The sequence below is a fragment of the Neisseria sp. HMSC064E01 genome (genome assembly GCF_001808875.1).
In the GTDB taxonomy this organism is placed as follows: Bacteria; Pseudomonadota; Gammaproteobacteria; order Burkholderiales; family Neisseriaceae; genus Neisseria; species Neisseria sicca_A.
Genome location: NZ_KV794893.1, coordinates 1 through 24,680 on the forward strand (window position 1 = coordinate 1; position 24,680 = coordinate 24,680).

At 46.3% G+C, this 24,680-nt stretch carries 37 protein-coding genes; 7 read left to right on the plus strand and 30 right to left on the minus strand.

What is annotated here, in order from left to right; all coding sequences use genetic code 11:
* Positions 1-169 precede the first annotated feature (169 nt).
* The 29 genes from rplQ to HMPREF2572_RS02615 all read right to left on the minus strand — a co-directional run bounded on the left by rplQ (position 170) and on the right by HMPREF2572_RS02615 (position 14,437).
* Positions 170-544 (minus strand): 50S ribosomal protein L17, encoded by a 375-nt coding sequence (gene rplQ, locus HMPREF2572_RS02480; RefSeq protein ID WP_009313013.1) that lies wholly within the window; start codon positions 542-544, stop codon positions 170-172.
* Positions 545-568: 24 nt separating this feature from the next.
* Positions 569-1,555 (minus strand): DNA-directed RNA polymerase subunit alpha, encoded by a 987-nt coding sequence (rpoA, locus tag HMPREF2572_RS02485; protein WP_049228586.1) that lies wholly within the window; start codon positions 1,553-1,555, stop codon positions 569-571.
* A gap of 25 nt (positions 1,556-1,580) precedes the next feature.
* Positions 1,581-2,201, minus strand: a complete 621-nt coding sequence (gene rpsD / locus HMPREF2572_RS02490; protein WP_003742907.1) for a 30S ribosomal protein S4 — start codon at positions 2,199-2,201, stop codon at positions 1,581-1,583.
* Positions 2,202-2,216: 15 nt separating this feature from the next.
* The gene (gene rpsK / locus HMPREF2572_RS02495) at positions 2,217-2,612 is read right to left on the minus strand and encodes a 30S ribosomal protein S11 (protein WP_002216249.1); all 396 of its coding nucleotides are present in this window, start codon (positions 2,610-2,612) and stop codon (positions 2,217-2,219) included.
* 19 nt (positions 2,613-2,631) lie between these two features.
* Positions 2,632-2,994 carry a 30S ribosomal protein S13 gene (gene rpsM / locus HMPREF2572_RS02500; RefSeq protein ID WP_003749295.1) on the minus strand — a complete coding sequence of 121 codons (363 nt, stop codon included), beginning with the start codon at positions 2,992-2,994 and terminating at the stop codon, positions 2,632-2,634.
* A gap of 65 nt (positions 2,995-3,059) precedes the next feature.
* Positions 3,060-3,173, minus strand: a complete 114-nt coding sequence (rpmJ, locus tag HMPREF2572_RS13065) for a 50S ribosomal protein L36 (RefSeq protein WP_003697674.1) — start codon at positions 3,171-3,173, stop codon at positions 3,060-3,062.
* Between the two features lie 19 nt (positions 3,174-3,192).
* Positions 3,193-3,411 carry a translation initiation factor IF-1 gene (gene infA / locus HMPREF2572_RS02505; protein WP_003684714.1) on the minus strand — a complete coding sequence of 73 codons (219 nt, stop codon included), beginning with the start codon at positions 3,409-3,411 and terminating at the stop codon, positions 3,193-3,195.
* A 4-nt stretch (positions 3,412-3,415) separates the two neighbouring features.
* On the minus strand, positions 3,416-4,729 hold the full coding sequence (gene secY / locus HMPREF2572_RS02510; protein ID WP_070496157.1) for a preprotein translocase subunit SecY: 1,314 nt from the start codon (positions 4,727-4,729) through the stop codon (positions 3,416-3,418).
* Between the two features lie 13 nt (positions 4,730-4,742).
* Positions 4,743-5,177, minus strand: a complete 435-nt coding sequence (gene rplO, locus HMPREF2572_RS02515; RefSeq protein ID WP_070496107.1) for a 50S ribosomal protein L15 — start codon at positions 5,175-5,177, stop codon at positions 4,743-4,745.
* A 1-nt stretch (position 5,178) separates the two neighbouring features.
* The gene (gene rpmD, locus HMPREF2572_RS02520) at positions 5,179-5,364 is read right to left on the minus strand and encodes a 50S ribosomal protein L30 (RefSeq protein WP_003759717.1); all 186 of its coding nucleotides are present in this window, start codon (positions 5,362-5,364) and stop codon (positions 5,179-5,181) included.
* Complete coding sequence (rpsE, locus tag HMPREF2572_RS02525; RefSeq protein ID WP_003742903.1) at positions 5,357-5,875, minus strand: 30S ribosomal protein S5; 519 nt, start codon at positions 5,873-5,875, stop codon at positions 5,357-5,359. Before rpsE ends, rpmD begins: the two co-directional genes overlap by 8 nt.
* Positions 5,876-5,892: 17 nt before the next feature.
* The gene (gene rplR, locus HMPREF2572_RS02530; RefSeq protein ID WP_070496109.1) at positions 5,893-6,246 is read right to left on the minus strand and encodes a 50S ribosomal protein L18; all 354 of its coding nucleotides are present in this window, start codon (positions 6,244-6,246) and stop codon (positions 5,893-5,895) included.
* A gap of 13 nt (positions 6,247-6,259) precedes the next feature.
* The gene (gene rplF, locus HMPREF2572_RS02535) at positions 6,260-6,793 is read right to left on the minus strand and encodes a 50S ribosomal protein L6 (RefSeq protein WP_039408163.1); all 534 of its coding nucleotides are present in this window, start codon (positions 6,791-6,793) and stop codon (positions 6,260-6,262) included.
* A gap of 13 nt (positions 6,794-6,806) precedes the next feature.
* Positions 6,807-7,199 (minus strand): 30S ribosomal protein S8, encoded by a 393-nt coding sequence (gene rpsH, locus HMPREF2572_RS02540; RefSeq protein WP_003742898.1) that lies wholly within the window; start codon positions 7,197-7,199, stop codon positions 6,807-6,809.
* 14 nt (positions 7,200-7,213) lie between these two features.
* Positions 7,214-7,519 (minus strand): 30S ribosomal protein S14, encoded by a 306-nt coding sequence (gene rpsN, locus HMPREF2572_RS02545; RefSeq protein WP_003684736.1) that lies wholly within the window; start codon positions 7,517-7,519, stop codon positions 7,214-7,216.
* Positions 7,520-7,521: 2 nt separating this feature from the next.
* Positions 7,522-8,061, minus strand: a complete 540-nt coding sequence (gene rplE / locus HMPREF2572_RS02550) for a 50S ribosomal protein L5 (protein ID WP_070496111.1) — start codon at positions 8,059-8,061, stop codon at positions 7,522-7,524.
* Positions 8,062-8,070: 9 nt separating this feature from the next.
* The gene (rplX, locus tag HMPREF2572_RS02555) at positions 8,071-8,394 is read right to left on the minus strand and encodes a 50S ribosomal protein L24 (protein WP_070496113.1); all 324 of its coding nucleotides are present in this window, start codon (positions 8,392-8,394) and stop codon (positions 8,071-8,073) included.
* Between the two features lie 11 nt (positions 8,395-8,405).
* A complete protein-coding gene (rplN, locus tag HMPREF2572_RS02560) occupies positions 8,406-8,774 on the minus strand; it encodes a 50S ribosomal protein L14 (RefSeq protein WP_002215434.1) in 369 nt (122 codons plus the stop codon).
* Positions 8,775-8,998: 224 nt separating this feature from the next.
* Positions 8,999-9,262 carry a 30S ribosomal protein S17 gene (rpsQ, locus tag HMPREF2572_RS02565; RefSeq protein WP_003707145.1) on the minus strand — a complete coding sequence of 88 codons (264 nt, stop codon included), beginning with the start codon at positions 9,260-9,262 and terminating at the stop codon, positions 8,999-9,001.
* On the minus strand, positions 9,262-9,453 hold the full coding sequence (gene rpmC, locus HMPREF2572_RS02570) for a 50S ribosomal protein L29 (RefSeq protein ID WP_003675882.1): 192 nt from the start codon (positions 9,451-9,453) through the stop codon (positions 9,262-9,264). The genes rpsQ and rpmC overlap by 1 nt, the downstream gene beginning before the upstream one ends.
* Positions 9,453-9,869 (minus strand): 50S ribosomal protein L16, encoded by a 417-nt coding sequence (gene rplP / locus HMPREF2572_RS02575; RefSeq protein ID WP_070496115.1) that lies wholly within the window; start codon positions 9,867-9,869, stop codon positions 9,453-9,455. The genes rpmC and rplP overlap by 1 nt, the downstream gene beginning before the upstream one ends.
* The gene (gene rpsC, locus HMPREF2572_RS02580; RefSeq protein WP_003675878.1) at positions 9,853-10,548 is read right to left on the minus strand and encodes a 30S ribosomal protein S3; all 696 of its coding nucleotides are present in this window, start codon (positions 10,546-10,548) and stop codon (positions 9,853-9,855) included. The genes rplP and rpsC overlap by 17 nt, the downstream gene beginning before the upstream one ends.
* Positions 10,549-10,557: 9 nt before the next feature.
* A complete protein-coding gene (gene rplV / locus HMPREF2572_RS02585) occupies positions 10,558-10,887 on the minus strand; it encodes a 50S ribosomal protein L22 (RefSeq protein ID WP_003675877.1) in 330 nt (109 codons plus the stop codon).
* 8 nt (positions 10,888-10,895) lie between these two features.
* The gene (rpsS, locus tag HMPREF2572_RS02590) at positions 10,896-11,174 is read right to left on the minus strand and encodes a 30S ribosomal protein S19 (RefSeq protein ID WP_002215422.1); all 279 of its coding nucleotides are present in this window, start codon (positions 11,172-11,174) and stop codon (positions 10,896-10,898) included.
* 5 nt (positions 11,175-11,179) lie between these two features.
* Positions 11,180-12,013, minus strand: a complete 834-nt coding sequence (gene rplB, locus HMPREF2572_RS02595; RefSeq protein ID WP_003742892.1) for a 50S ribosomal protein L2 — start codon at positions 12,011-12,013, stop codon at positions 11,180-11,182.
* A gap of 5 nt (positions 12,014-12,018) precedes the next feature.
* Positions 12,019-12,333: a 50S ribosomal protein L23 gene (gene rplW, locus HMPREF2572_RS02600; protein ID WP_210385283.1), complete on the minus strand. Its 315-nt coding sequence runs from the start codon at positions 12,331-12,333 to the stop codon at positions 12,019-12,021.
* A complete protein-coding gene (gene rplD / locus HMPREF2572_RS02605) occupies positions 12,330-12,950 on the minus strand; it encodes a 50S ribosomal protein L4 (protein WP_002218573.1) in 621 nt (206 codons plus the stop codon). Before rplD ends, rplW begins: the two co-directional genes overlap by 4 nt.
* Positions 12,950-13,594: a 50S ribosomal protein L3 gene (rplC, locus tag HMPREF2572_RS02610; RefSeq protein WP_003675875.1), complete on the minus strand. Its 645-nt coding sequence runs from the start codon at positions 13,592-13,594 to the stop codon at positions 12,950-12,952. The genes rplD and rplC overlap by 1 nt, the downstream gene beginning before the upstream one ends.
* 339 nt (positions 13,595-13,933) lie before the next feature.
* A complete protein-coding gene (locus HMPREF2572_RS02615; protein ID WP_070496119.1) occupies positions 13,934-14,437 on the minus strand; it encodes a hypothetical protein in 504 nt (167 codons plus the stop codon).
* A gap of 388 nt (positions 14,438-14,825) precedes the next feature.
* Here HMPREF2572_RS02615 and pyk point away from each other — a divergent pair, with 388 nt between their 5' ends.
* From pyk to HMPREF2572_RS02640, 4 genes are all read left to right on the plus strand, one after another.
* On the plus strand, positions 14,826-16,298 hold the full coding sequence (gene pyk / locus HMPREF2572_RS02620; RefSeq protein ID WP_070496121.1) for a pyruvate kinase: 1,473 nt from the start codon (positions 14,826-14,828) through the stop codon (positions 16,296-16,298).
* Positions 16,299-16,550: 252 nt separating this feature from the next.
* Positions 16,551-16,928 carry a hypothetical protein gene (locus HMPREF2572_RS02625; protein ID WP_246827744.1) on the plus strand — a complete coding sequence of 126 codons (378 nt, stop codon included), beginning with the start codon at positions 16,551-16,553 and terminating at the stop codon, positions 16,926-16,928.
* 372 nt (positions 16,929-17,300) lie between these two features.
* Positions 17,301-18,713: an OmpP1/FadL family transporter gene (locus tag HMPREF2572_RS02630; protein ID WP_070496125.1), complete on the plus strand. Its 1,413-nt coding sequence runs from the start codon at positions 17,301-17,303 to the stop codon at positions 18,711-18,713.
* A gap of 542 nt (positions 18,714-19,255) precedes the next feature.
* On the plus strand, positions 19,256-19,408 hold the full coding sequence (locus tag HMPREF2572_RS02640; protein WP_246827745.1) for an ABC transporter permease: 153 nt from the start codon (positions 19,256-19,258) through the stop codon (positions 19,406-19,408).
* A 236-nt stretch (positions 19,409-19,644) separates the two neighbouring features.
* Here HMPREF2572_RS02640 and HMPREF2572_RS02645 read toward each other — a convergent pair whose 3' ends face one another.
* Positions 19,645-19,908: a hypothetical protein gene (locus HMPREF2572_RS02645; protein WP_070496131.1), complete on the minus strand. Its 264-nt coding sequence runs from the start codon at positions 19,906-19,908 to the stop codon at positions 19,645-19,647.
* Positions 19,909-20,129: 221 nt separating this feature from the next.
* Here HMPREF2572_RS02645 and efeU point away from each other — a divergent pair, with 221 nt between their 5' ends.
* The 3 genes from efeU (at position 20,130) to efeB (ending at position 23,949) form a co-directional block, all read left to right on the plus strand.
* Entirely contained in the window at positions 20,130-20,966 is an 837-nt protein-coding gene (gene efeU / locus HMPREF2572_RS02650; RefSeq protein WP_070496133.1) for an iron uptake transporter permease EfeU, read from the plus strand.
* Positions 20,967-21,040: 74 nt separating this feature from the next.
* The gene (gene efeO, locus HMPREF2572_RS02655) at positions 21,041-22,204 is read left to right on the plus strand and encodes an iron uptake system protein EfeO (RefSeq protein ID WP_070496136.1); all 1,164 of its coding nucleotides are present in this window, start codon (positions 21,041-21,043) and stop codon (positions 22,202-22,204) included.
* A gap of 476 nt (positions 22,205-22,680) precedes the next feature.
* The gene (efeB, locus tag HMPREF2572_RS02660; protein WP_070496138.1) at positions 22,681-23,949 is read left to right on the plus strand and encodes an iron uptake transporter deferrochelatase/peroxidase subunit; all 1,269 of its coding nucleotides are present in this window, start codon (positions 22,681-22,683) and stop codon (positions 23,947-23,949) included.
* The last annotated feature ends 731 nt before the right edge of the window (positions 23,950-24,680 follow it).

Below are 24,680 nucleotides of genomic sequence, written 5' to 3' on the forward strand. Positions count from 1 at the left end.
CGGTATCTGCGAACCGTTTTGTCTGATTACGCTCGATTTGACGATGCGTACTGTCCTATTTTGATTTTAATTGACTATAAATAGGGCTTTTAAAATATTCAGAAGGTAGTTTGCATATAATAAAACACCATTTGAGAAAACAAATGGTGTTTTATTATGGTGTATTAGACTACTCGGCAGCTTCTGCTGCTTTGTCTACTAATTCAATCAATGCCAAAGGTGCATTGTCGCCTTTGCGGAAACCATATTTCAGTACACGAACATAGCCACCATTACGAGCAGCAAAACGTGGACCCAATTCATCAAACAATTTAACTACAACATCACGATCACGAGTGCGGTCAAATGCCAAACGACGGTTTGCCAAGGAAGGTTTTTTGCCCAAAGTAATCAAGGGCTCTACTACACGGCGTAATTCTTTGGCTTTGGGCAAAGTTGTCACAATAGTCTCGTGAGTCAACAATGAGTTCGCCATATTACGCAGCATTGCAGCACGATGGCTGCTTGTACGGTTTAATTTGCGGTTACCATTACGATGACGCATGTCATTATCCTTTAATCTTCAAACTTACGGCTTTTCTAAGCCTACAGGCGGCCAAGCTTCCAATTTGGAACCTAGTGTCAGACCTTTAGATGCCAACACTTCTTTGATTTCATTCAAAGATTTACGACCCAAATTCGGAGTTTTAAGAAGCTCTGTTTCAGTACGTTGAATCAAATCGCCAATATAATAAATATCTTCAGCTTTCAGACAATTAGCTGAACGTACAGTTAATTCCAAATCATCTACCGGGCGCAGCAGGATAGGATCAATAGGAGGAGCTTTTTCTTCAACTTCTTCTACTGGAGTACCTTGCAAATCAGCAAAAATAGACATTTGATCAATTAAAATACGAGCGGCACTACGTACAGCTTCTTCAGGATCAATAGAACCATCAGTTTCAATATCTAAAACTAACTTATCTAAGTCCGTACGTTGCTCTACGCGTGCAGGTTCAACTTCAAAGCTAACACGACTGATGGGCGAAAAGCTCGCATCCAACTGAATTGCACCAATCTGACGGTTTTCATCACGGACGACACGACGACCGGAAACAGATTGGTAGCCACGGCCCTGCTCAACTTTGATTTCCATCTCAATTTGACCGTTCTCAGCCAAATGACAAATAATATGTTCAGGATTTAAAACTTCCACATCATGTGGCAATTCGATATCACCGGCAACAACTGCACCAGCACCTGACTTTCTCAAAGTTAACTGAACTTGGCCACGTCCATGCAGCTTAAATACAATACCTTTGACATTCAATAAAATATCGACAACATCTTCTTGAACGCCATCAACAGTAGAGTATTCGTGCAACACACCGGAAATGGCCACTTCAGTAGGAGCAAAACCATTCATGGATGACAGTAAGATACGACGCAAAGCATTACCTAAAGTATGACCAAAACCGCGCTCAAACGGCTGCATAGATACTTTTGCACGAGTTGTAGATAAAGTATCGACATCAATTTGACGAGGTTTCAAAAATTCGGTTGTGCTATTTTGCATTTAACTGTCCCTCACTGAGCTAGCATTATTTAGAGTAGAATTCTACCACCAGCTGTTCATTAATATCGCCAGTTAATTCTGAACGATCCGGCATATTTTTAAATACACCTTCCAATTTGTCTGCATCAACAGAGACCCAGCTTGGCAAACCAATTTGAGTTGCCAAACTTAAAGCTTCTTGAATACGAACTTGTTTTTTAGCTTTCTCACGAACAGCTACAACATCACCTGCTTTAACTTGGAAAGAAGGAATATTTACAACCTGACCGTTAACGGTAATTGCTTTATGAGAAACCAGCTGACGTGCTTCTGCACGAGTCGAGCCAAATCCCATGCGATATACTACATTATCCAAACGAGACTCTAACAATTGCAACAGTAATTCACCGGTAGAGCCTTTACGTCGATCTGCTTCTGCAAAATAGCGACGGAATTGACGTTCTAAAACGCCATAAATACGACGAATCTTTTGCTTTTCACGCAATTGCAAGCCATAGTCAGACAAACGTGGTTTCTTTGCACCATGCTGACCAGGAGCTGAATCAAGTTTACATTTAGAATCCAAAGAACGACGAGCGCTCTTCAGAAATAAATCGGTGCCTTCTCGACGTGCCAATTTACATTTAGGGCCAATATAACGTGCCATGTTTCAATCACTCCTTTAAATACGACGTTTTTTAGGCGGACGGCAACCGTTATGAGGCAACGGAGTAACGTCAGTAATACTGGTAATTTTAAAACCAAGAGCGTTGAGTGCACGTACAGAAGACTCTCGACCAGGGCCAGGACCTTTTATACGAACTTCTAAATTTTTAACGCCATATTCTTGGGCAACTTTACCAGCTGCTTCTGCAGCTACCTGAGCTGCAAATGGTGTACTTTTACGAGAACCTTTAAAACCAGCACCGCCAGAGGTAGCCCAAGACAATGCATTGCCTTGACGGTCAGTGATTGTAATGATGGTATTGTTGAAAGAAGCATGTACATGCACAATACCTTCGCTTACGGTTTTACGTACTTTTTTACGTACACGCGAAGCTGTGTTTGCTTTAGCCATTAATAAAATTCCTTAAAAATTATTTTTTACCAGCAATCGCTTTACGCGGACCTTTACGGGTACGAGCATTTGTGCGAGTGCGTTGACCACGACAAGGCAAACCGCGACGATGACGGAAACCACGATAACAACCCATGTCCATCAATCGTTTGATGCTCATCGTTACTTCACGACGCAAGTCACCTTCCACTTCATATTTAGCAACTTGTTCACGCAAAGCGTCTAATTGAGCCTCGTCCAAATCTTTTGCTTTAGTAGTGGGAGCAATATTTGCTGCCTCGCAAATCAATTTAGCACGAGTAGCACCAATACCATAAATAGCCTGCAAGCCAATTACGATATGTGCATTATTAGGGATATTCACCCCTGCAATACGAGCCATATTTTTTCCTTTAAACGGCAAAGTTCGTCACTATACCACAAAGTCTTACTAAAAGAAAAGTTCCCTTAGCCTTGACGCTGCTTGTGACGAGGATCAGTACAAATTACACGAACTACTCGATTACGACGGATAATCTTACAGTTGCGGCAAATTTTCTTTACAGACGGTTGTACACGCATTATATTTCCTTATATCGTTTTATCTAGCTCGAAAGACAATCCGAGCTCGAGTTAAATCATAAGGTGTCAGTTCTACCGTCACCTTATCCCCAGGAGAGATCCGGATATAGTGCATACGCATTTTCCCGGAAATATGACCTAATACAACATGGTCATTCTCAAGCTTTACTTTAAAAGTTGCGTTAGGTAGAGTTTCAAGAATCTCCCCCTGCATTTGTATGGTATCTTCTTTAGCCATAATTCTACTTACGTGATAAAGATTTCATATCAAGACCGCTCATTAAACTCTCATATTGCTGAGTCATGCGGTAAGAGTTAATTTGGGTACTAAAGTCCATTGTCACTACAACTAAAATTAGTAAAGATGTACCACCCAAATAAAAAGGAACATTCAAAGCTGTTGTCAAGAACTCTGGAATTAAACAAATAGTTGTAATATATAATGCACCAAACAAAGTGAGGCGCAACACAACCTGTTCCAGATATTGCGAAGTTTGCTTACCTGGTCGAATTCCTGGCACGAAAGCACCACTTTTCTTTAAATTCTCTGCCATTTCTTTTGGGCTAAAAACTAAGGCTGTATAAAAATAGCAAAAGAAAATAATTGCCACTGTAAATAGCAAAATATACAAAGCTTGCCCATGCTGAAGCAAACCAGTAATTTTATGCAACAAACTGCCTGTATCACTAGGACCAAACCAACTTAACAAAGTGGATGGAAACAAAATAATACTTGATGCAAAGATGGGAGGTATTACGCCTGCCATATTCAACTTAAAGGGCATATGCGTATTTGAACCTTGCATTACACCACTGCCAACTTGGCGTTTTGCATAATGCACGGGAACTTTACGCTGAGCACTTTCAAAATATACAACAATATAAATTAACAGTAACGCACCAATAACAATTGACACAGCCGTTGGCATACCAATTGACCCTTGACTCGTTAAAGCTAATAATCTTGCGATACCAGAAGGAATACCGGCAGCAATACCAGCAGTAATAATCAAGGAAATACCATTCCCAATCCCACGCTCTGTAATCTGCTCACCTAACCACATCAGGAACATTGTACCTGTGACTAAGCTAACTACTGTAGAAATATGGAACTCCAAAGAATTAGTAACAACTACACCTTGCTGGAATACAAAGGTAGCTACACCAAAACTCTGTAAGATGGCCAATAGTACCGTACCATATCTTGTATATTTCGTAATAACTTTTCGACCAGCCTCACCTTCCTTTTTTAATGCCTTTAAAGAAGGAATAATTTCAGAAGCCAACTGAACAATTATTGATGCTGAAATATATGGCATGATGCCAATTGCAAATATACTAAAGCGCTCTAACGAACCACCAGAAAACATGTTCAACATGCCTAGTATGCCGTTCCCAGCGCTTTCGTATAATTTAGCTAAAGCAACAGCATCTACGCCAGGTACTGGGATATGTGCACCAATACGAAAAACAATTAACGCACCCAAAAGAAACGTTAGGCGTTTTTTCAGATCTCCAAATTTGGACAAGCCTGATAAAGATTGTTGATTAGCCACTGTAATGCAAGCCTTATTCTTCCACTTTACCACCAGCAGCTTCAATTGCTGCTTTAGCACCCTTAGTGGCCTTAATGCCTTTCAGGACAACAGCTTTTGAAAGCTCACCAGAGGCAACAACTTTCACATTAGAAACAGTTGCAGAAACCAACCCAGCTTGCTTGAGAACCAATACATCAATCTCATTTACAGCAAGTAAGTTCAATTCACTCAAACGAATCTCGGCATTTGCAGCAGCAGTCAATGATTTAAAACCACGTTTTGGTAGGCGACGTTGTAAAGGCATTTGACCGCCTTCAAAACCTACTTTATGAAAACCACCAGAACGGCTTTTTTGACCTTTATGACCACGACCACCGGTTTTACCTAAACCGCTACCAATACCACGACCCACACGACGACGGGCGTAGGTAGCACCCTCAGCAGGTTGAATAGAATTTAGAAACATATCAAGACTCCACTTTCAACAAGTAGCTGATTTTGTTAATCATGCCACGGTTCTCAGGGGTATCTAAAACCTCTACTGTATGCTCACGATGACGCAAACCTAAACCACGAGCACATGCACGATGAGATTCAATTGTACCAATCAGGCTCTTCACCAATGTAACTTTAATCTTTTTTTGCTCAGTCATGGCTTGCTCCTAAAATGTCTTCTACTGTTAAGCCACGTTTAGCAGCAATATCTGCAGGTGTATACAACTTAGACAAGCCGTCTAATGTAGCTCGTACAATGTTATAAGGATTTGTAGAACCATGCACTTTAGCAGAAATGTTATGAATACCCATAGCATCAAAGACTAAGCGCATAGGACCACCTGCCTTTACACCACTACCTTCTTTAGCAGGTTGCATAAAGACTTTGGTAGCACCATGACGTCCAATAACCTCATGATGAATCGTACCATTTTTTAGAGGTACTTTAATCATAGAGCGACGAGCCTGATCCATTGCTTTTTGAACAGCTACCGGCACTTCTTTTGACTTACCTTTGCCCATACCAATACGACCATCGCCATCACCAACAACTGTTAGCGCAGAGAAAGCCATGATACGGCCACCTTTAACTACTTTAGTTACGCGATTAACTGCGACCATTTTTTCAATCAGGCCGTCACCACGTTCTTCAATTTCATGTTTTGCCATCTGAAAGTCTCCAATTATTAGAAGCTTAAACCATTTTCACGTGCAGCTTCAGCCAAAGCTTTCACACGACCGTGATATTGGAAACCTGAACGATCAAAAGCAACTTTTTCTACACCTACTGCTTTAGCTTTCTCAGCAATGCGCTTTCCTACTACTGCAGCTGCCTCGATGTTGCTACCAGATTTCAGACTACCACGCACTTCAGCTTCCAATGTAGAGGCTTGAGCCAATACTTTATCACCTTCAGCACTAATTACTTGAGCATAAATATGATTATTGCTACGGAACACACATAATCTTACCATTTTCAAGTCCGCAATACGTGCACGGGTTTTGCGTGCACGACGGAGTCGGGTTGTATGTTTATCCATTAGTGAACCTCAATTATTTTTTCTTGGCTTCTTTCATCACTACTACTTCACCTACATAACGAACACCCTTACCTTTATAAGGTTCAGGAGAACGGAATGCACGAATTTCAGCAGCGACTTGACCAACTACTTGTTTATCTGCACCAGTCAAAACGATCTCTGTTTGGCTAGGAGTTTGAACAGAAACGCCTTCTGGCATTTCATATACGATTGGATGAGAAAAACCCAGAGACAAATTCAAAACTTTGCCTTGAGCTTGAGCGCGATAACCCACACCAATCAATTGTAGTTTTTTCTCAAAACCTTCTGAAACACCTTTGACCATATTATTAACTAATGCACGAGCAGTCCCTGACATAGCATTTGCCTGCTTACTGTCATTTTTTGCAGCAAAAGTCAATTTGCCATCGTTCAGTTCAATGGCTACATCAGAATGCAAAGGAAAGGACAACTCGCCATTCTTACCCTTGATAACCAATGCTTCTGTTCCAAATTTTACTTCTACACCAGCAGGAACAGTCACTGGGTTTTTTGCGACACGTGACATTTACTTTTCTCCACTAGGCTACGATGCACAACAACTCACCACCAACACCCTCAGAACGAGCCTTGCGGTCAGTCATCACACCTTTAGAAGTACTAACAATAGCGATACCCAAGCCATTCATAACATTAGGAATTTCGCTAGAAGCTTTGTAAATACGCAAACCTGGACGTGAAACACGTTTAATTTGCTCAATCACAGGGCGACCTGCATAGTATTTCAATTGAATTTCCAATACCGGCTTCGCATCAGCAGAAACCGAAAAATCCTCGATATAACCTTCTTCTTTCAAGACTTTTGCAATTGCACACTTTAATTTGGAAGAAGGCATGGCAACTACTACCTTATTGGCACGTTGCGCATTACGAATACGAGTCAACATATCGGAAATAGGATCATGCATACTCATTATTAATACTCCTATTACCAGCTAGCTTTAACAACACCCGGAATCTCGCCACGCATAGCGATTTCACGGATTTTAATACGACCCAAACCGAATTTACGGAAAGTACCACGAGGACGACCTGTCAAAGCACAACGACGACGTTGACGTACAGGAGCTGCATTACGTGGAATGGATTGGAATTTCAGACGAGCTTCAAAACGCTCTTCTTCAGTTGCATTCGCATCATTAATAACAGCAAAAATTGCCTCACGTTTGGCTGCAAACTTTTTCGCCAAAGCTTGACGTTTTAGCTCACGATTAATAAGTGCTTTCTTAGCCATGATTATCCTTTAAACGGAAACTTGAACAGTGACAATAAAGCTTTAGCTTCTTCATCAGTTTTTGCAGTAGTTGTAATAGTAATATTCAAACCACGCAAAGCATCAATTTTATCGTATTCAATTTCCGGGAAAATGATTTGCTCGCGAACACCCATATTGTAATTACCACGGCCATCAAAAGATTTGCCATTTACACCACGGAAGTCACGCACTCGAGGTAATGCAATAGTAATCAAACGATCCAAAAATTCGAACATTTGATCACGACGCAGTGTTACTTTGCAACCCACAGGATAATTATCACGAATTTTAAAGCCAGCGATAGATTTACGAGCAACAGTAACTACTGGTTTTTGACCAGCAATTTTTTCCAAATCAGATACCGCATGCTCCATAACTTTTTTATCAGCAACAGCCTCTCCAACCCCCATATTTAAAGTGATTTTTTCAATACGAGGAACTTCCATTACTGACTTGTAACCAAACTGTTTAACCAATTCAGGAACAACTGTATCTTTATAAAACTCTCTCAAACGAGCCATGTTATCTCCTTATGCTCCAATAACAGAGCCATTTGATTTGAAGAAACGAACGCGCTTCACTTTGCCTTCATTTTCAATCAGTTTAATACCAACACGGTCTGCTTTATTAGTTTCAGAATTCAGGATTGCAACATTAGAAATATCCAACGGCATTTCTTTCGAAACAATACCACCCTCAATACCACGCATCGGATTAGGTTTTTGGTGACGTTTAACAACGTTAACACCTTCAACAACAACTTTACCACCCAATACGCGAACCACTTGGCCTTGCTTACCTTTATCCTTACCAGTGATCACAACAACTTGGTCACCTTTAATGATTTTATTCATCGCGCTATTCCTTATAATACTTCAGGCGCCAATGAAACGATTTTCATAAATCGCTCAGTACGCAACTCGCGGGTTACCGGTCCAAAAATACGAGTACCCAGAGGTTCAAGTTTATTGTTTAACAACACGGCGGCGTTGTTATCAAATTTAATCAACGCACCATCAGGACGACGTACACCTTTAGCAGTACGAACAACAACTGCATTGTACACATCACCTTTTTTGACGCGACCACGCGGGGCCGCATCTTTAACTGCGACTTTAATAATATCGCCAACAGAAGCGTAGCGACGCTTAGATCCGCCCAACACTTTGATACACATCACACGACGCGCACCAGAGTTATCAGCCACATCTAAGATGGTCTGCATTTGAATCATATTAGTACCTTTAAATTAACCAACTTAATTTACCATTTTCATATAACTCGCTCACTTATTTAAATGAGCTAACTAAATGAAACCATCACGGTTCCAGTAAACCAGTCTTGGATCCCGAAGGGAAGAAACTTCCAGAAGAAACTGAAAGATAAGAAACGAAGTTTACACTCAAATTCACTTTGGCGCAACACTTCGTTTCTTATTAAAGCTAACTGTCTTAATTTTTAAACAGTACGTGCTTTCTCAACCAGTTCTTTAACAACCCAAGATTTGGTTTTTGACAGTGGACGAGATTCCGCAATTACCACTACATCACCAATTCCATATTGATTATTTTCATCATGGGCATGGATTTTAGTTGATAAACGGATAATTTTACCGTACAGAGGGTGTTTTACTTTACGCTCAACCAACACTGTAACAGTTTTGTCCATTTTGTCGCTTACCACTTTGCCTTGCAAAGTACGAACATTTTTATTTTCGCTCATTACTTAGCACCTTTTTCAGTTAAAATGGTTTTAATACGAGCAATATCGCGACGTACACGTTTTAATTCGCTTGGTTTACCCAATTGACCAGTTGCGTTTTGCATACGTAAGCCAAACTGAGCTTTCAACAAGTCCAACAAATCTGCATTTAATTGCTCAATAGATTTGTCTTTCAATTCATTTGCTTTCATTATTGACCTACCTGTCTTACTACAAAGGTCGTAGGAATAGGCAATTTGGCAGCAGCCAATTCAAATGCTTCACGAGCCAAAACCTCTGGAACACCGTCCATTTCATACAACACTTTGCCTGGTTTGATTTCGGCAATGTAATATTCCACGTTACCTTTACCGCCACCCATACGAACTTGAATAGGTTTTTCAGTAATTGGTTTATCAGGGAATACACGAATCCAAATACGACCACCACGTTTAATGTGGCGAGTCATTGTACGACGAGCAGCTTCGATTTGGCGGGCAGTCAAACGACCACGACCAACGGCTTTCAAACCGAACTCACCGAAACTTACTTTGTTACCGCGAGTAGCAATACCAGTATTGCGACCTTTTTGTTGCTTGCGGTATTTCAGTCTAGTTGGCTGCAGCATTACGTCCACCTGCCTTTCTTTGTTTCTTTTCATGCTCAGGCTTAGCTGAAGTCTTTACATTGCCTTCAGTATAGACCCAAACTTTCAAACCCAGCACGCCATAAGTAGTATGAGCTTCGCTAGTTGCATAATCTACGTTTGCACGCAAAGTATGTAGCGGTACACGTCCTTCGCGATACCATTCGCTACGGGCAATATCTGCACCGTTCAGACGACCAGAGGTCATAATCTTGATGCCTTTTGCACCTGAACGCATAGCATTTTGCATTGCGCGCTTCATAGCACGGCGGAATTGAACACGTTTTTCTAATTGCTGTGCAATACCATCAGCAATAATTTGCGCATCTAATTCAGGTTTACGGATTTCTTCGATATTCACATGAACAGGCACGCCCATCAAGGCTTGCAAATCACGTTTCAGAACTTCGATATCCTCACCTTTTTTACCAATTACTACGCCTGGACGGGCAGAGTGGATGGTAATACGTGCAGATTTTGCAGGACGTTCAATAACTACGCGACCAACAGAAGCATTCGCCAATTTTTTACGCAGGTAGTTACGAACATCAATGTCTTGTTTCAAAACAGCAGAAAAGTCGGTGCTTTTAGCAAACCATTTTGAAGCCCAGTCTTTAGTTACCGCCAGGCGAAAGCCTGTAGGGTTAATCTTTTGTCCCATAGCTTTTCCTTAGTTGCCCACTGTCACGTTGATATGACAAGTTTGTTTTTCAATGCGGTTACCGCGACCTTTGGCACGAGCTTGGAAACGTTTCAAGCTTGGACCTTTGTCAACAAAGATAGTTACCACTTTCAACTCATCAATGTCGGCACCGTTATTGTGCTCGGCATTTGCAATAGCTGATTCCAATACTTTTTTAATCAGTTCAGCACCTTTTTTAGGGCTGAAAGTCAAGATATTCAAAGCCTGGGCAACGTCTTTACCACGAATCAAATCAGCTACCAAACGAGCTTTTTGAGCTGAAATACGGGCATTTTTATGTTGTGCATTTACTCTCATGATTCACCTTATTTCTTTTTAGCCTTTTTATCAGCCAAGTGGCCTTTAAAGGTACGGGTCAATGAGAATTCGCCTAATTTATGACCAACCATGTTATCACTGATAAACACCGGCACATGAGTGCGGCCGTTGTGTACAGCAATGGTCAGACCGATAAAATCAGGCAGAATGGTAGAACGACGAGACCAAGTTTTAATCGGGCGCTTGTCGTTGCTTGCACGAGCAGCATCTACTTTTTTCAGCAAATGCAGGTCTACATATGGGCCTTTTTTCAATGAACGAGCCATACTAATTAACCTTTATTTGAGTAACGACGACGAACAATCATGTTATCCGTGCGTTTGTTATTACGAGTGCGGTAGCCTTTAGCAGGAGTACCCCATGGGCTAACCGGTTCGCGAGCTTCACCGGTACGACCTTCACCACCACCATGCGGGTGATCGACAGGGTTCATGACAACACCACGAACGGTCGGACGAATACCGCGCCAACGATTGGCACCGGCTTTGCCGATTTTTTTCAGGCTTTGTTCTTCGTTACCAACCTCACCGATAGTTGCGCGGCAATCTACGTTGATTTTACGAACTTCGCCAGAGCGCAGACGGACTTGAGCGTATGCGCCTTCTTTAGCCAGCAATACCGCAGAAGCACCGGCAGAACGTGCAATTTGAGCACCTTTGCCAGGTTTCATTTCGATACAGTGAATAGTCGTACCAACGGGGATGTTGCGAATCGGCAGGGTGTTACCTACTTTGATGGCAGCTTCAGCACCGGAAACCAATACAGCACCAGCTTGAATACCGCGAGGAGCGATGATGTAGCGACGCTCACCGTCTGCATAGCACAACAGCGCAATGAAGGCAGTACGGTTAGGATCGTATTCGATACGCTCTACTTTTGCAGGGATACCGTCTTTGTTACGTTTAAAGTCTACAACACGGTAATGGTGTTTATGACCGCCGCCTTTGTGACGGGTGGTAATATGACCATTATTGTTACGACCGGCAGTAGAATTTTTCTTTTCGAGCAAAGGTGCATAAGGCGCACCTTTGTGCAAACCTTCTGTTACCACGCGAACCATGCCGCGACGGCCTGCAGAAGTTGGCTTCATTTTAACGATTGCCATTTTGTTTATTCCTTATCTGCAGCTGCAGCAGCGGCTTCCAAATCCAACTCTTGACCAGCAGCCAAGCTTACATAAGCTTTTTTAACATCGCTGCGGCGGCCCAAAGCACGACCAAAACGCTTAGTTTTACCTTTAGTGGTAACGGTAGTTACAGAAGCAACTTGAACACCGAACAGCAGCTCAACAGCAGCTTTGATTTCAGGTTTGGTTGCATTTGCCAAAACTTTAAACGTCATTTGGTTACGTTTTTCAGCCAATACGTTGCTTTTTTCAGAAACGATAGGTGCCAAAATCACTTGAGTCAAACGTTGTTGATTCATACCCATTGCTCCTCTAATTGTGCAACTGCATCTTTAGTGATGATTACTTTTTTGTAACGCAGCAAGCTGTAAGGATCAACTTGTTGAGCTTCCAAAACCAACACGTTTGGCAAGTTGCGTGAAGCCAAGTAAACATTCTCATCGAGCTGTTTGGTTACAAACAGCACTTGCTCCAGACCCAGATTTTTCACTTGTTCAGCAAAAACTTTGGTTTTAGGAGTTTCAGCAGTCAACGCTTCGATAGCAAACAAACGCTCGTCACGAGCCAATTGGGACAGAATAGTCGCCATACCAGCACGGTACATTTTACGGTTTACTTTTTGAGTGAAGTTTTCGTCGGGTTTGTTCGGGAACGCACGACCACCTTTACGCCACAGCGGAGAAGAAGTCATACCGGAACGGGCACGACCGGTACCTTTTTGACGCCATGGTTTCTTGGTTGAGTGTTTTACTTCGGCACGGGTTTTTTGAGCGCGGTTGCCAGAGCGGGCGTTTGCCAAGTAGGCATTTACCAGCTGATGAACCAACGCTTCATTGTATTCGCGAGCGAACAAAGCATCAGAAACAGACAGACTGCCTGAAACTTGTCCTTTAGCGTCAATTACTTTCAATTCCATTACGCACCTACTTTCACGCTAGGACGAACTACAACATCGCTGTTGACCGCACCCGGAACAGCACCCTTAACCAACAGCAGTTGGCGTTCTGCGTCAACACGTACAACTTCCAGTTTTTGAACAGTTGCTTTGGTGTTGCCGTATTGACCGGCCATGCGTTTACCGGGGAACACGCGACCTGGGTCTTGCGCCATACCGATAGAACCTGGAACACGGTGAGAACGGGAGTTACCGTGGGAAGTACGTTGGGCACCGAAGTTATGACGTTTGATCGTACCGGAGAAACCTTTACCTTTAGAGGTACCGGTTACATCGACCAGCTGACCGACTTCAAACATAGAAACGGTGATTTCGTCACCGGCTTTCAATTCAGCCAGTTTTTCTTCAGTCAAAGCAAACTCGATCAAACCGCGACCGGCCTCAACACCTGCTTTTGCAAAGTGTCCAGCTTCGGCTTTGTTGACACGGTTAGCTTTTTTCTGACCAAAGGTAACTTGAACGGCAGTATAGCCATCAGCATCTTTGGATTTTACTTGTGTAACGCGGTTGGCAGACATATCCAAAACGGTCACCGGAACAGAAACACCCTGTTCGTCGAACACGCGGGTCATACCAACTTTGCGTCCAACCAGACCTAAAGTCATGATTATTTTCCTTTTAAAGTAAAGGGGCGGGCTACGATTGGCCTGCCTTCGGACAAAGATAAAACTTGGCACATTTGTACCAAGCCCTGCACTATACCACGACAATAAAGAAGTTTTCAAGAAAAATCTTAGGCTTGCCGCAGATTATTTACCGCTATCCGACAGATTTGAGGTTTACCCAATCCATCGATATTCTGTTCTGAATTTTGACAGTCTTAATTGTTGTTCAACGATATAAAAGGTCGTCTGAAATTTCATCTACAACAAAATTTCAGACGACCTCTTCTCAATATATATGGTTTATTTTAAACCACTCAGATGCGCTTCATATCGAAACTGCTATTTCTGCAACTCCGTCAGCGGAGTTTGTTCGGGCTGGCGCGTGTGCAACTTATACCAGCCAAACAGCCGCACTAAACATAAAAAGGCAATAAACGGCATGCACAAGGCGGAAACCAAATAGCGCGGATTGTTGGTATTAAGGACATTCCCGCCCGCCGACAGGGTCAATGCAGCATTAAACCATTCCCACAATGAAGGTACGCTGAAAGCCAACACGGCAATCAGTCCCAGCGTTCGAAAAATACCGATGGGCAAAATCTGCCGTTTTAGCACTGTACGGTTTAGCTGTAACAAGACAATCAATCCAAACCCGATGGTGAGGACCATTCCGCCGTTTGCAACGATTTGGAGGCTGTTGAAAGCAATATCGGGCGTTACCGCCAGACCGCCATCCGAAGCAGGCGACGCTTGCTGCTGAAGGTTAAGCCCTTGAATAATATTTAAAACGAAACCATAAACCATATCGGCAAGCATAATACCTATGGGCAAGGAAGTGAGCATTCGTCTTAGCATGGTTGTGTCAGATAATGATGAAATAAGGTATGAATGGAAAGATGATGCCGTTTCAGACGACGTATTCGCACTATATCTATATATGTCTATTTATGAGGTCGTCTGAAAAGTTGCAGACGGTATTGTAGCGGATTGCCGGCTCGAACGTATGTAAAATTAAATTTAGCCTAAGTCAGAAAATTCTGTAATTTTCCACCAGTTGTTTAGCTTTGAGAGTAGAATGCCAAAATATTAATTTGTATCATGATTTACGGCTTAACTGTCTCAACGCAGGATTTCACCCTACAAATTTCAGACGACGCTTGGATGAAATTATGTAATTTTACAACAAAGCCGTATGCCATTTATCAACGGATTGACCGAAAGGACGCTTCACATGAGTAATGCAAAACGCGATGTAACCCGCATCAGCCACAACACCAAAATCGTCGCTACGTTGGGGCCGGGCAGCAACAATGTCCAGTTGTTGGAAGACATGATCCGTGTAGGCGGTCTGAATGTCATCCGTTTCAATTTCAGCCACGGCACGCCTGAGTTCCATCAGGAAAACGCCCGCATCGTGCGTGAAGCGGCAAAACGTGCTGGACAGGAAATCGCCATCCTCGCTGACTTGCAAGGTCCGAAAATCCGCGTCGGCAAAATCGCCGGCGGCAGCATCGAACTGAATAAAGGCGAAACGCTGGTTCTGGATGCCGCGCTCGAAGGCGAAGGCACGCGCGACGCGGTCGGTTTGGACTACCGCGACCTGCCTAATGATGTCGTTGCAGGCGATGTTTTGTGGCTGGACGACGGTTTGCTGACTTTGACCGTGGAATCCGTCGACGGCAGTAAGATTGTTACTAAAGTTGAAAACAGCCATGTGTTGAAAAGCAACAAAGGCATCAATAAACGCGGTGGCGGTTTGTCCGCAGGTGCGTTGACCGAGAAAGACTTCCGTGACCTGAAAACCGCGATTGCCATCGGTTGCGACTACCTCGCCATCAGCTTTGTGAAATCCGCCGAAGATTTGCACACTGCCCGCGCCAAAGTCGAAGAAGAAATGAAAGGCAGCACTGCCGTTCGCCCCGGCTTGGTTTCCAAAATCGAACGTGTGGAAGCGATTGAAAACTTGGACGAAATCATCCTCGCCAGCGACGGTATCATGGTGGCGCGCGGCGACTTGGCGGTCGAAGTCGGACACGCAGCCGTCCCCGCCCTGCAAAAACGCATGATCCGCCGCGCTCGTGAGTTGCGCCGCTTTAGCATTACCGCAACCCAAATGATGGAATCCATGATCACCAACCCTGTACCGACCCGCGCGGAAGTCAGCGACGTGGCCAACGCAGTATTGGACGGTACCGATGCGGTGATGTGTTCCGCCGAAACCGCCGTCGGCGCGTATCCGTTTGAAACCGTCAGCCAAATGGCGATTATTTGTGCGGCTGCGGAAAAAGAACAAGATTCGCTCAACGGCGTTGCCGAACAGGTCGAGTATCCCGAAGCCGTCAGCACCAACTTGGCGATTGCCGGCGGTGCAGTCAGCGTTGCGCGCGCAGTTCACGCCAAAGCCATCGTTGCCCTGACTGAAAGCGGTTCGACCGCCTTCGAAGTCAGCCGCCACAACATCACCTTGCCGATTTTCGCGCTGACCCCGAGCATTTCCGCCCAACGCCGTATGGCAATGTATCGGGGCGTGCGCCCGCTGATTTTGGCAACCAGCACCGACCACGATACCGCGCTGAACGAAGTGGAAGCCATGTTGGTCGAACATAAAATCTTAAGTTCCGGCGACCAATACATCATCACCAGCGGTTCGCAAATGCGCGAATCCGGTTCGACCAATACGCTGGAAGTGCTGCGCGTTAAATAATCGACACGCAAACGGCAGATAACCAAGAGGTCGTCTGAAAACTTGGAAACGGGTTTTCAGACGACCTTTCGTTTTCTTTTGAAGCAAGATTTTTGAGCACTGAAACACTAGGAGTCTATAATTTTTAAGAACCCCAAGTCTAGACGCAAAGACAGAAAAGTGTGCTGCTTTGAAAGCTGGAGAATATCTAACAGGCTTGAGGGCTAATGTAAGAGCTTCAACCAATCAACTTTCAATAAGAAAGAAATGAATATGCCCAAAGATCAAATGAAAGATAATTTTTTTGACCTTATAGAAGAATTTCTAAATTTATTTAATCAGAGAGATTTTAAACAACTCGAAATCAAATTTCAGATTAACAAAGGTGTGTATGAGGAAATTTTGGAAGAACTGGATGATGAAAATCTTTTAGATAAAAAATTATCATTACCTCCCAAAGCAATAGCATTGACCGCACGAAATGATAATAGGGCAATATTTGAAACATATGAAATGAATGGTACAGAAGAAGTTATAGGAATCGAATGCTGTTTATATGCAGATAACAAGGAAACTGGCCTAACCCTAGAAGGTAGTTTTCATAAAAAAGATGGCAAATTTATTTTTGTTTATCAGGGTATTCGTGCATAAAGCTCTAATAGAGGGAACCAAGTCATCAATAAACCCCGCAATGACATCTTTACCACAGTCCCGCCCTCTCCTATCTACGCAACACACAAGTTTTTCCGAAAGCGTCCAAAAATATTAGGCAAACGCGATAACGTGGTATAGAATCGAGTACCTACACTAATCAAACGGAATGACCATTAGGAAACAACCGTATTTTGATTGAAAACTGCCGTCCTTCAGCCTCAAAATCCGCGCAAAAGCAGCTTGCAGGATTTTCGCTTCAAGGACCATCGTTTCAATTCAACATGCCGATTCCAAACCGTCAGCCCGCTCCTGACACGGAGGCGTTTGTTTCAGACGACCTCTTTATTATTTACACGCAGGTACAAGAAAATGACACACTCACCCATCAAACAAACCGTAATCTTACTCAGCGCAGTCTTCTTCTCCGGCGCAGTCCACGCTTCGGGCTACCATTTCGGTACGCAGTCGGTCAACGCGCAAGGCACTGCCAACTCTTCCGGCGCGGAAGCCTCCGACGCATCGACCATCTTCTACAACCCTGCCGGCCTGTCCAAACTCGACAGCAGCCAAGTTTCCGTCAACGCCAACATCGTTCTGCCCAGCATCCACTACGAAGCCGATTCCGCAAAATACTATCAAGGCGGCGATGTTTCCGGCTCGAAAAGCGGCAAAATCACCAAAACCACCGTCGCCCCGCACCTCTACGGCGCATACAAAGTCAATGACGACGTAACTTTGGGCTTGGGCGTGTACGTCCCCTTCGGCTCTGCTACCGAATACGAAAAAGATTCCGTACTGCGCCACAACATCAACAAACTGAGCCTCACCAGCATCGACATCGAACCGGTCGTCGCTTGGAAAGCCAATGAAAACCATGCTTTCGGTGCAGGTTTGATCGCCCAATATTCCAAAGCCGAATTGCGCAAATATTCCGACTGGGATGCCTCCGGCTCCATCAGCCAACTCGCCAGCGGCCTTGCCTCACGCGCCGCCGGCCGCCCCGTGTCCGTCAGCGCGCAAGGCAAATCTGACGGACACGCCGAAGTAAAAGGCCACGACTGGGGCTTCGGCTATCAACTCGCTTGGATGTGGGACATCAACGACCGCGCACGGATCGGCGTGAACTACCGCTCCAAAGTAACCCACACCCTCAAAGGCTCGGCAGAATGGGAAGCCGACGGCGCATACGCCCGCCGCGCTTGGGATTTGGGCGCGCTTGCCGCCCGCGGCTACGTTCCGCATGAAAAAGCAAGCGTCAAAATTGTAACCCCCGAATCCTTGTCCGTTCACGGCATGTACAAAGCCACCGACAAATTCAACCTGTTCAGCGATGTAACTTGGACGCGCCACAGCCGCTTCAACAAAGCGGAACTGGTTTTTGAAAACACCAAAAACGTCGTCAACGGCAAATCCGACCGCACCGTTATCACCCCCAACTGGCGCAACACTTACAAAGTCGCGCTCGGCGGTTCTTACCAAGTGACCGACCCGCTGCAACTGCGCGCAGGCATCGCCTTTGACCGCTCGCCCGTCAAAAACGCCGGCTACCGCATGAACAGCCTACCCGACGGCAACCGCATCTGGTTCTCGCTCGGCGCGAAATACCATATCGGCAAAAACCACGTCCTCGATGCCGCTTACAGCCACATCCACATCAACGACACCCGCTACCACACCGCCCGAGCCACCGGCAGCGATGTGGACAGCAAAGGCGCATCCAGCGCGCACTTCAAAAACCACGCCGACATCATCGGCCTGCAATACACTTACAAATTCAAGTAAGCCGTTTTACGCCGACATCAAAAGGTCGTCTGAAAACCGATATCCAGGTTTTCAGACGACCTTTTGCCATAAATTGGCATCAGGAATGCTTCCTTCCGCCTCCCATCGGACGGGTACGCAGAATAAGGCCGCCGTCTCAGCCGAATGCAGACAGGATCAATAAAAAACCTCCTCATTTGGAAGACTCGGGATAGGTGCTTGATTTATCAAATTGATAATTATGACGAACTTTTTACCCCAGCCCCGGCCTTAAGAAGTAAAGCAGTCCAATTATGCGAACTGTCCGCCATAAACGATATAGTGGATTAACTTTAAACCATTACGGCGTTGCCTCGCCTTAGCTCAAAGAGAACAATTCTCTAAGGTGCTTAAAGCACCAAGTGAATCGGTTCCGTACTATCTGTACTATCTGCGGCTTCATCGCCTTGTCCTGATGTACTATCTGCGGCTTCGTCGCCTTGTCCTGATTTAAAGTTAATCCACTATAACGGTCTTCAAAGTGAATGAATAATTTCCAAATACTTTTGCTTCTAGGCATCTTGATGATGCTTCTCACCATCCTTCTCTACAAAAAAGGCTGGGTAAAACCCGTCAAACCCGCCGAATCCGACAGCCGTCCTCCGATTTTCTGGATTTCGATAACGGTCGTCGTCCTGCTCGGCATCATTTCTTTAATCAGGTGGATGGGATGGTAATTGGCGAGAAGGGAAAGGTCGTCTGAAACCTCGATATTCGGATTTTCAGACGACCTTTTTGTTTAGCTTATTGGTGTTCCAATATTCCCATACATACGGACAAACAACGTTTCCGGGAAAGCGTATGACGCTGATTCGCTTTGTTTTGCGGTAAATTCTGACGCTGCCTTTTGGCTTGTTTAAATAATGGTTTACTGATGAAATAATAAAAATTATTTGCATTTGTGCGACTCCGTTTATAAACTCTTACTTTTAAGACAGGCAGATGGCGGTACTTTGTCAGACTTGAGATAAAGAGACGGCGGAATCAAATATCCGATAGATATTTTTGGCGTATCAGACAGTATTTCAAACCCGATATTTTCAAACAAAATTTCTACTGCCCTGTCCAAACGGGGTCGTCTGAATTTTTTAGAGAAGTTTGTCATGTCCGTCATGCTGATACCGATAGCCCTTTTCTTCTCTTTCTTCTTTAGGGTGTTGGACGGTGACACAATCATTTGTTTTAGCCGTAACAAGTTTTTCAGCCGCAAGCTTTTGTATTGCGGAACGCGGGGCGTATTTGTTTATCGCGTTGTCCGAGGGAAAGCCTGTGGTTCGGCCATGAAGGTTTCGACAGGCTTTATGAATATTTGCTGCGTGTGAATCCGAATGCAGTGAAGGCAAAATGGGCTGGTTTTGGCCCTCATATGGATATTTAGTTTTAAGGTTTGTTTTATATATGTTGATTGCTTTTTTGATTATGTTGCGCGAGGGCATCGAGGCGGCTTTGATCGTCGGTATCGTCGCGGGTTTTTTGAAACAGTCGGGACATTCGCGGCTGATGCCTAAGGTGTGGCTGGGCGTGGCTTTGGCTGCGCTGATGTGTTTGGGCATCGGATACGGCATCCATTCGGCAACGGGCGAGATTCCGCAGAAGGAACAGGAATTTGTGGTCGGCGTTATCGGTTTGGTGGCGGTGGCGATGCTGACTTATATGATTTTATGGATGAAAAAAGCCGCCCGTTCGATGAAGCAGCAGCTTCAGGATTCGGTTCAGACGGCCTTAAACCGAGGCAACGGCCAAGGTTGGGCTTTGGTCGGCATGGCTTTTCTGGCTGTGGCGCGCGAGGGGCTGGAGAGTGTGTTTTTCCTCTTGGCGGTGTTTCAGCAGAGTCCGACTTGGTCTATGCCCGTCGGCGCGGTATTGGGGCTGCTGGCCGCAGTGGTCATCGGCGCGCTGATTTATCAGGGCGGTATGCGTCTGAATCTGGCGAAGTTTTTCCGCTGGACGGGCGCGTTTTTGATTGTGGTGGCTGCCGGTTTGGTGGCCGGTTCGCTGCGCGCACTGCATGAGGCGGGCGTGTGGAACCACCTGCAAGAGGTGGTGTTTGATTCTTCCAAATACCTGCATGAAGACAGTCCGCTGGGCGTGCTGCTCGGCGGCTTCTTCGGCTATACCGACCACCCGACGCAGGGCGAGGTGCTGGCGTGGCTGCTGTATTTGGTTCCGGTCATGATTTGGTTTCTGCACGGCAGCAGGCCCGCTGCGGTGCAGAGGTCGTCTGAAAGACATTAGGGACTGTCGACAGCCCCTAGTGACGCTTAAAAATTCCGTATCTCATTCTTATCAACATGCCAAAGAGGTTTGAAATGAAAAAACTCAATATAACTGCTTTATCCGTGATGCTGGCTTTGGGTCTGACCGCGTGTCAGCCGCCCGAAGCGGAAAAATCCGCGCCTGCCGCGTCAGGTGCATCAAGCGCGAATGCCGACGGCACCGTCAACGTCGGCGTGAACGACACCGCCTGCGAACCGATGGAACTGACCGTACCGAGCGGACAAGTCGTGTTCAACATCAAAAACAACAGCGGCCGCAAGCTGGAATGGGAAATCCTCAAAGGCGTGATGGTGGTTGACGAACGTGAAAACATCGCCCCCGGACTTTCCGACAAAATGACCGTTACCCTGCTGCCGGGCGAATACGAAATGACCTGCGGCCTTTTGACCAACCCGCGCGGCAAGTTGGTAGTAACCGACAGCGGCTTTAAAGACACCGGCAACGAAGCTGATTTGGAAAAACTCGCCAAACCGCTTGCCGACTATAAAGTTTACGTCCAAGGCGAAGCCAAAGAGCTGGTTGCCAAAACCAAAGCTTTCACCGACGCCGTCAAAGCGGGCGACATCGAAAAAGCCAAATCCCAGTTTGCCGCCGCCCGCACCCACTACGAACGCATCGAGCCGATTGCCGAACTCTTCAACGAACTCGACCCCGCCATCGACGCGCGTGAAGACGACTTCAAAGACAAAACCGAAGACGCGGCCTTCACCGGCTTCCACCGCATCGAACACGCCCTTTGGATCAAAAAAGACGTATCCGGCGTGAAAGACATTGCCGACAAACTCATGAAAGACGTTGAAGCCCTGCAAAAAGAAATCGACGCCCTCTCCTTCCCGCCGAACAAAGTCGTCGGCGGCGCGGCAGTGTTGATTGAAGAAGTTGCCGGCAGCAAAATCAGCGGCGAAGAAGACCGTTACAGCCACACTGACTTGAACGACTTCCAAGCCAACATCGAAGGCGCGCAAAAAATCGTCGAACTCTTCCGTCCGATGATTGCCGAGAAAAACAAAGCCCTGCTCGAGAAAGTCGATGCCAACTTCAAACAAGTTACCGACATCCTCGCCAAATACAAAACCAAAGACGGCTTTGAAACCTACGACAAACTCAGCGAAGAAGACCGCAAAACCCTTCAGGCACCGATTAACGCCCTTGCCGAAGACCTGAGCCAACTGCGCGGCACACTGGGCCTCAAATAAACTTGACCCGCCCGTTTCAGACGACCTTTTGAGATACAAGGGGTCGTCTGAAAACTTATCGCTGATGCCCTCTCCACCGAAAGGGAACTGTCGTAGCGTAGGCTTTGCCCGCGAAAACCCGAATAGAAATCGTAGGCTGGGTCGGGTTTGCCAACCCAACCTGCCCCTGCTGACAGCCGTATCAAAAATTAAACGGGTTAGCTGTATCGCCGTTCCAATATTCAGCTTCCTGCGAAGCTTGGTTTGCCCAAAATGCAAGCATTTCGGAGGTCCGCTAATCCTCCGGTAGAAGAACAGGTAGGGTGTGTGGCGCAGCCACGCACGCGGAAATCGCGCATCCCTTACCGTTTATTGGATTGATCGATGATTCAAAGTTTTCAGACGACCTTAAACGTCGTCTGAAAATTCAAAATAGCAAACTTAAACAAAACAACCGCGTACATACCGCAGCCCGAATCCCCGCAAAGGACTCCACCATGAGCCAAGACAACTCACAACCCACCCAACCGACCAAACGCACCCTGTTCAAAACCGTCCTTGCCGCAGGCGCAGCCGGTGCGGCAGGCTGGTTCGCCGGCAAACAACAAGGCGAAACCGCCGCCGAGACCCGCAACAACGAACACTCCCCGCAAGCCTACCCCTGCTACGGCACCCACCAGGCCGGCATCACCACCCCGCACCAACTCTTCGGCATCATGTGCGCCTTCGACGTAACCGCCAAAGACCCCAAACAACTCGAAAACCTCTTCCGCACCCTCACCGCCCGCATCGAATTCCTCACCCAAGGCGGCGAATACCAAGACGGCGACGAAAAACTCCCCCCCGCAGGCAGCGGCCTGCTCGGCAAAACATTCCGCCCCGACGGCCTCACCATCACCGTCGGCGTCGGCAGCAGCCTCTTTGACGACCGCTTCGGACTCAAAGACAAAAAACCCCGCCACCTCCAAGAAATGCGCGACTTTCCCAACGACCGCCTCCAAAAATCATGGTGCGACGGCGACCTCAGCCTCCAAATTTGCGCCTTCACCCCCGAAACCTGCCAAGCCGCCCTGCGCGACATCATCAAAAACACCGCCCAAACCGCCGTTATCCGCTGGAGCATAGACGGCTGGCTGCCCAAAGCCGAACCCGGCGCCATCGCCGCCCGCAACCTCTTAGGCTTCCGCGACGGCTCCGGCAACCCCGACGTATCCGATCCCAAAATTGCCGACCAAGTCCTCTGGACAGGCATCGCCGCCAACAGCCAAGACGAACCCGCCTGGGCGAAAAACGGCAGCTACCAAGCCGTCCGCCTCATCCGCCACTTCGTCGAATTCTGGGACAGAACCCCCTTGCAGGAACAAACCGAAATCTTCGGCAGACGCAAATACAGCGGCGCCCCCATGGACGGCAAAAAAGAAGGCGACACCGCCGACTTCGCCAAAGACCCCGACGGCAAAACCACCCCCAAAGACAGCCACATGAGGCTCGCCAACCCGCGCGACCCCGAGTTCATGAAAAAACACCTGCTCTACCGCCGCGCCTTCAACTACTCCCGCGGCCTCGCCGCCAACGGCCAGCTCGACGTCGGCTTGGTGTTCATCTGCTACCAAGCCAACCTCGCTGACGGCTTCATCTTCGTCCAAAACCTGCTCAACGGCGAACCGCTGGAAGAATACATCAGCCCCTTCGGCGGCGGCTATTTCTTCATCCTGCCCGGTGTAGAAAAAGGCGGCTTCCTCGCCCAAACCCTGCTCAGCTCGTGAACACAGGTCGTCTGAAACCCGACGGCGCACAGGCTCTATCCGTCAACCTCTCCCTGTAAAAGGTCGTCTGAAAATCAAGTATTCCGGTTTTCAGACGACCTTTCCGTCAAATGGACGCAGACTTGGGATAAACCAAACCCGTAGCGTGGGCTTCGCCCACGACCTGCCGCCCGAACATCCGAACCCAATCATCTCTGTTTATTCGTGGGTAGAACCCACGTTGCGGGCGGCTGGCTCTCCCGTCTGGGGGAGAAGGTGGTTCTACGGCTTGCACGAATTTGATTTTATAGTGGATTAAATTTAAATCAGGACAAGGCGACGAAGCCGCAGATAGTACAGATAGAGACCTTTGCAAAATTCCCCAAAATCCAGATAGTACGGCAAGGCGAGGTAACGCCGTACTGGTTTAAAGTTAATCCACTATACCTAAACCCACAAAGCCACCCCCATCCTAACCTTCCCCCGCCGGACGGGGGAAGGAACAAATTGCCGTTGCAGTAAATCGTAGCGTGGGCTTCGCCCACGACCTCCCGTCCGAACGTCCGAATCCAATCATCTCTGTTTATTCGTGGGTAGAACCCACGCTACGGGTGGCTTAGTTTTTGATACAGCATCATCTGCCGTCATTCCTGCTCAGGCGGGAATCCATCGGCAATTTTCAGAAACAGATATTTGAAAAACAGTTCCCAAAATTCAAAAGTGGATTCCCACCGTAGCCTGTCCTCGCGTAG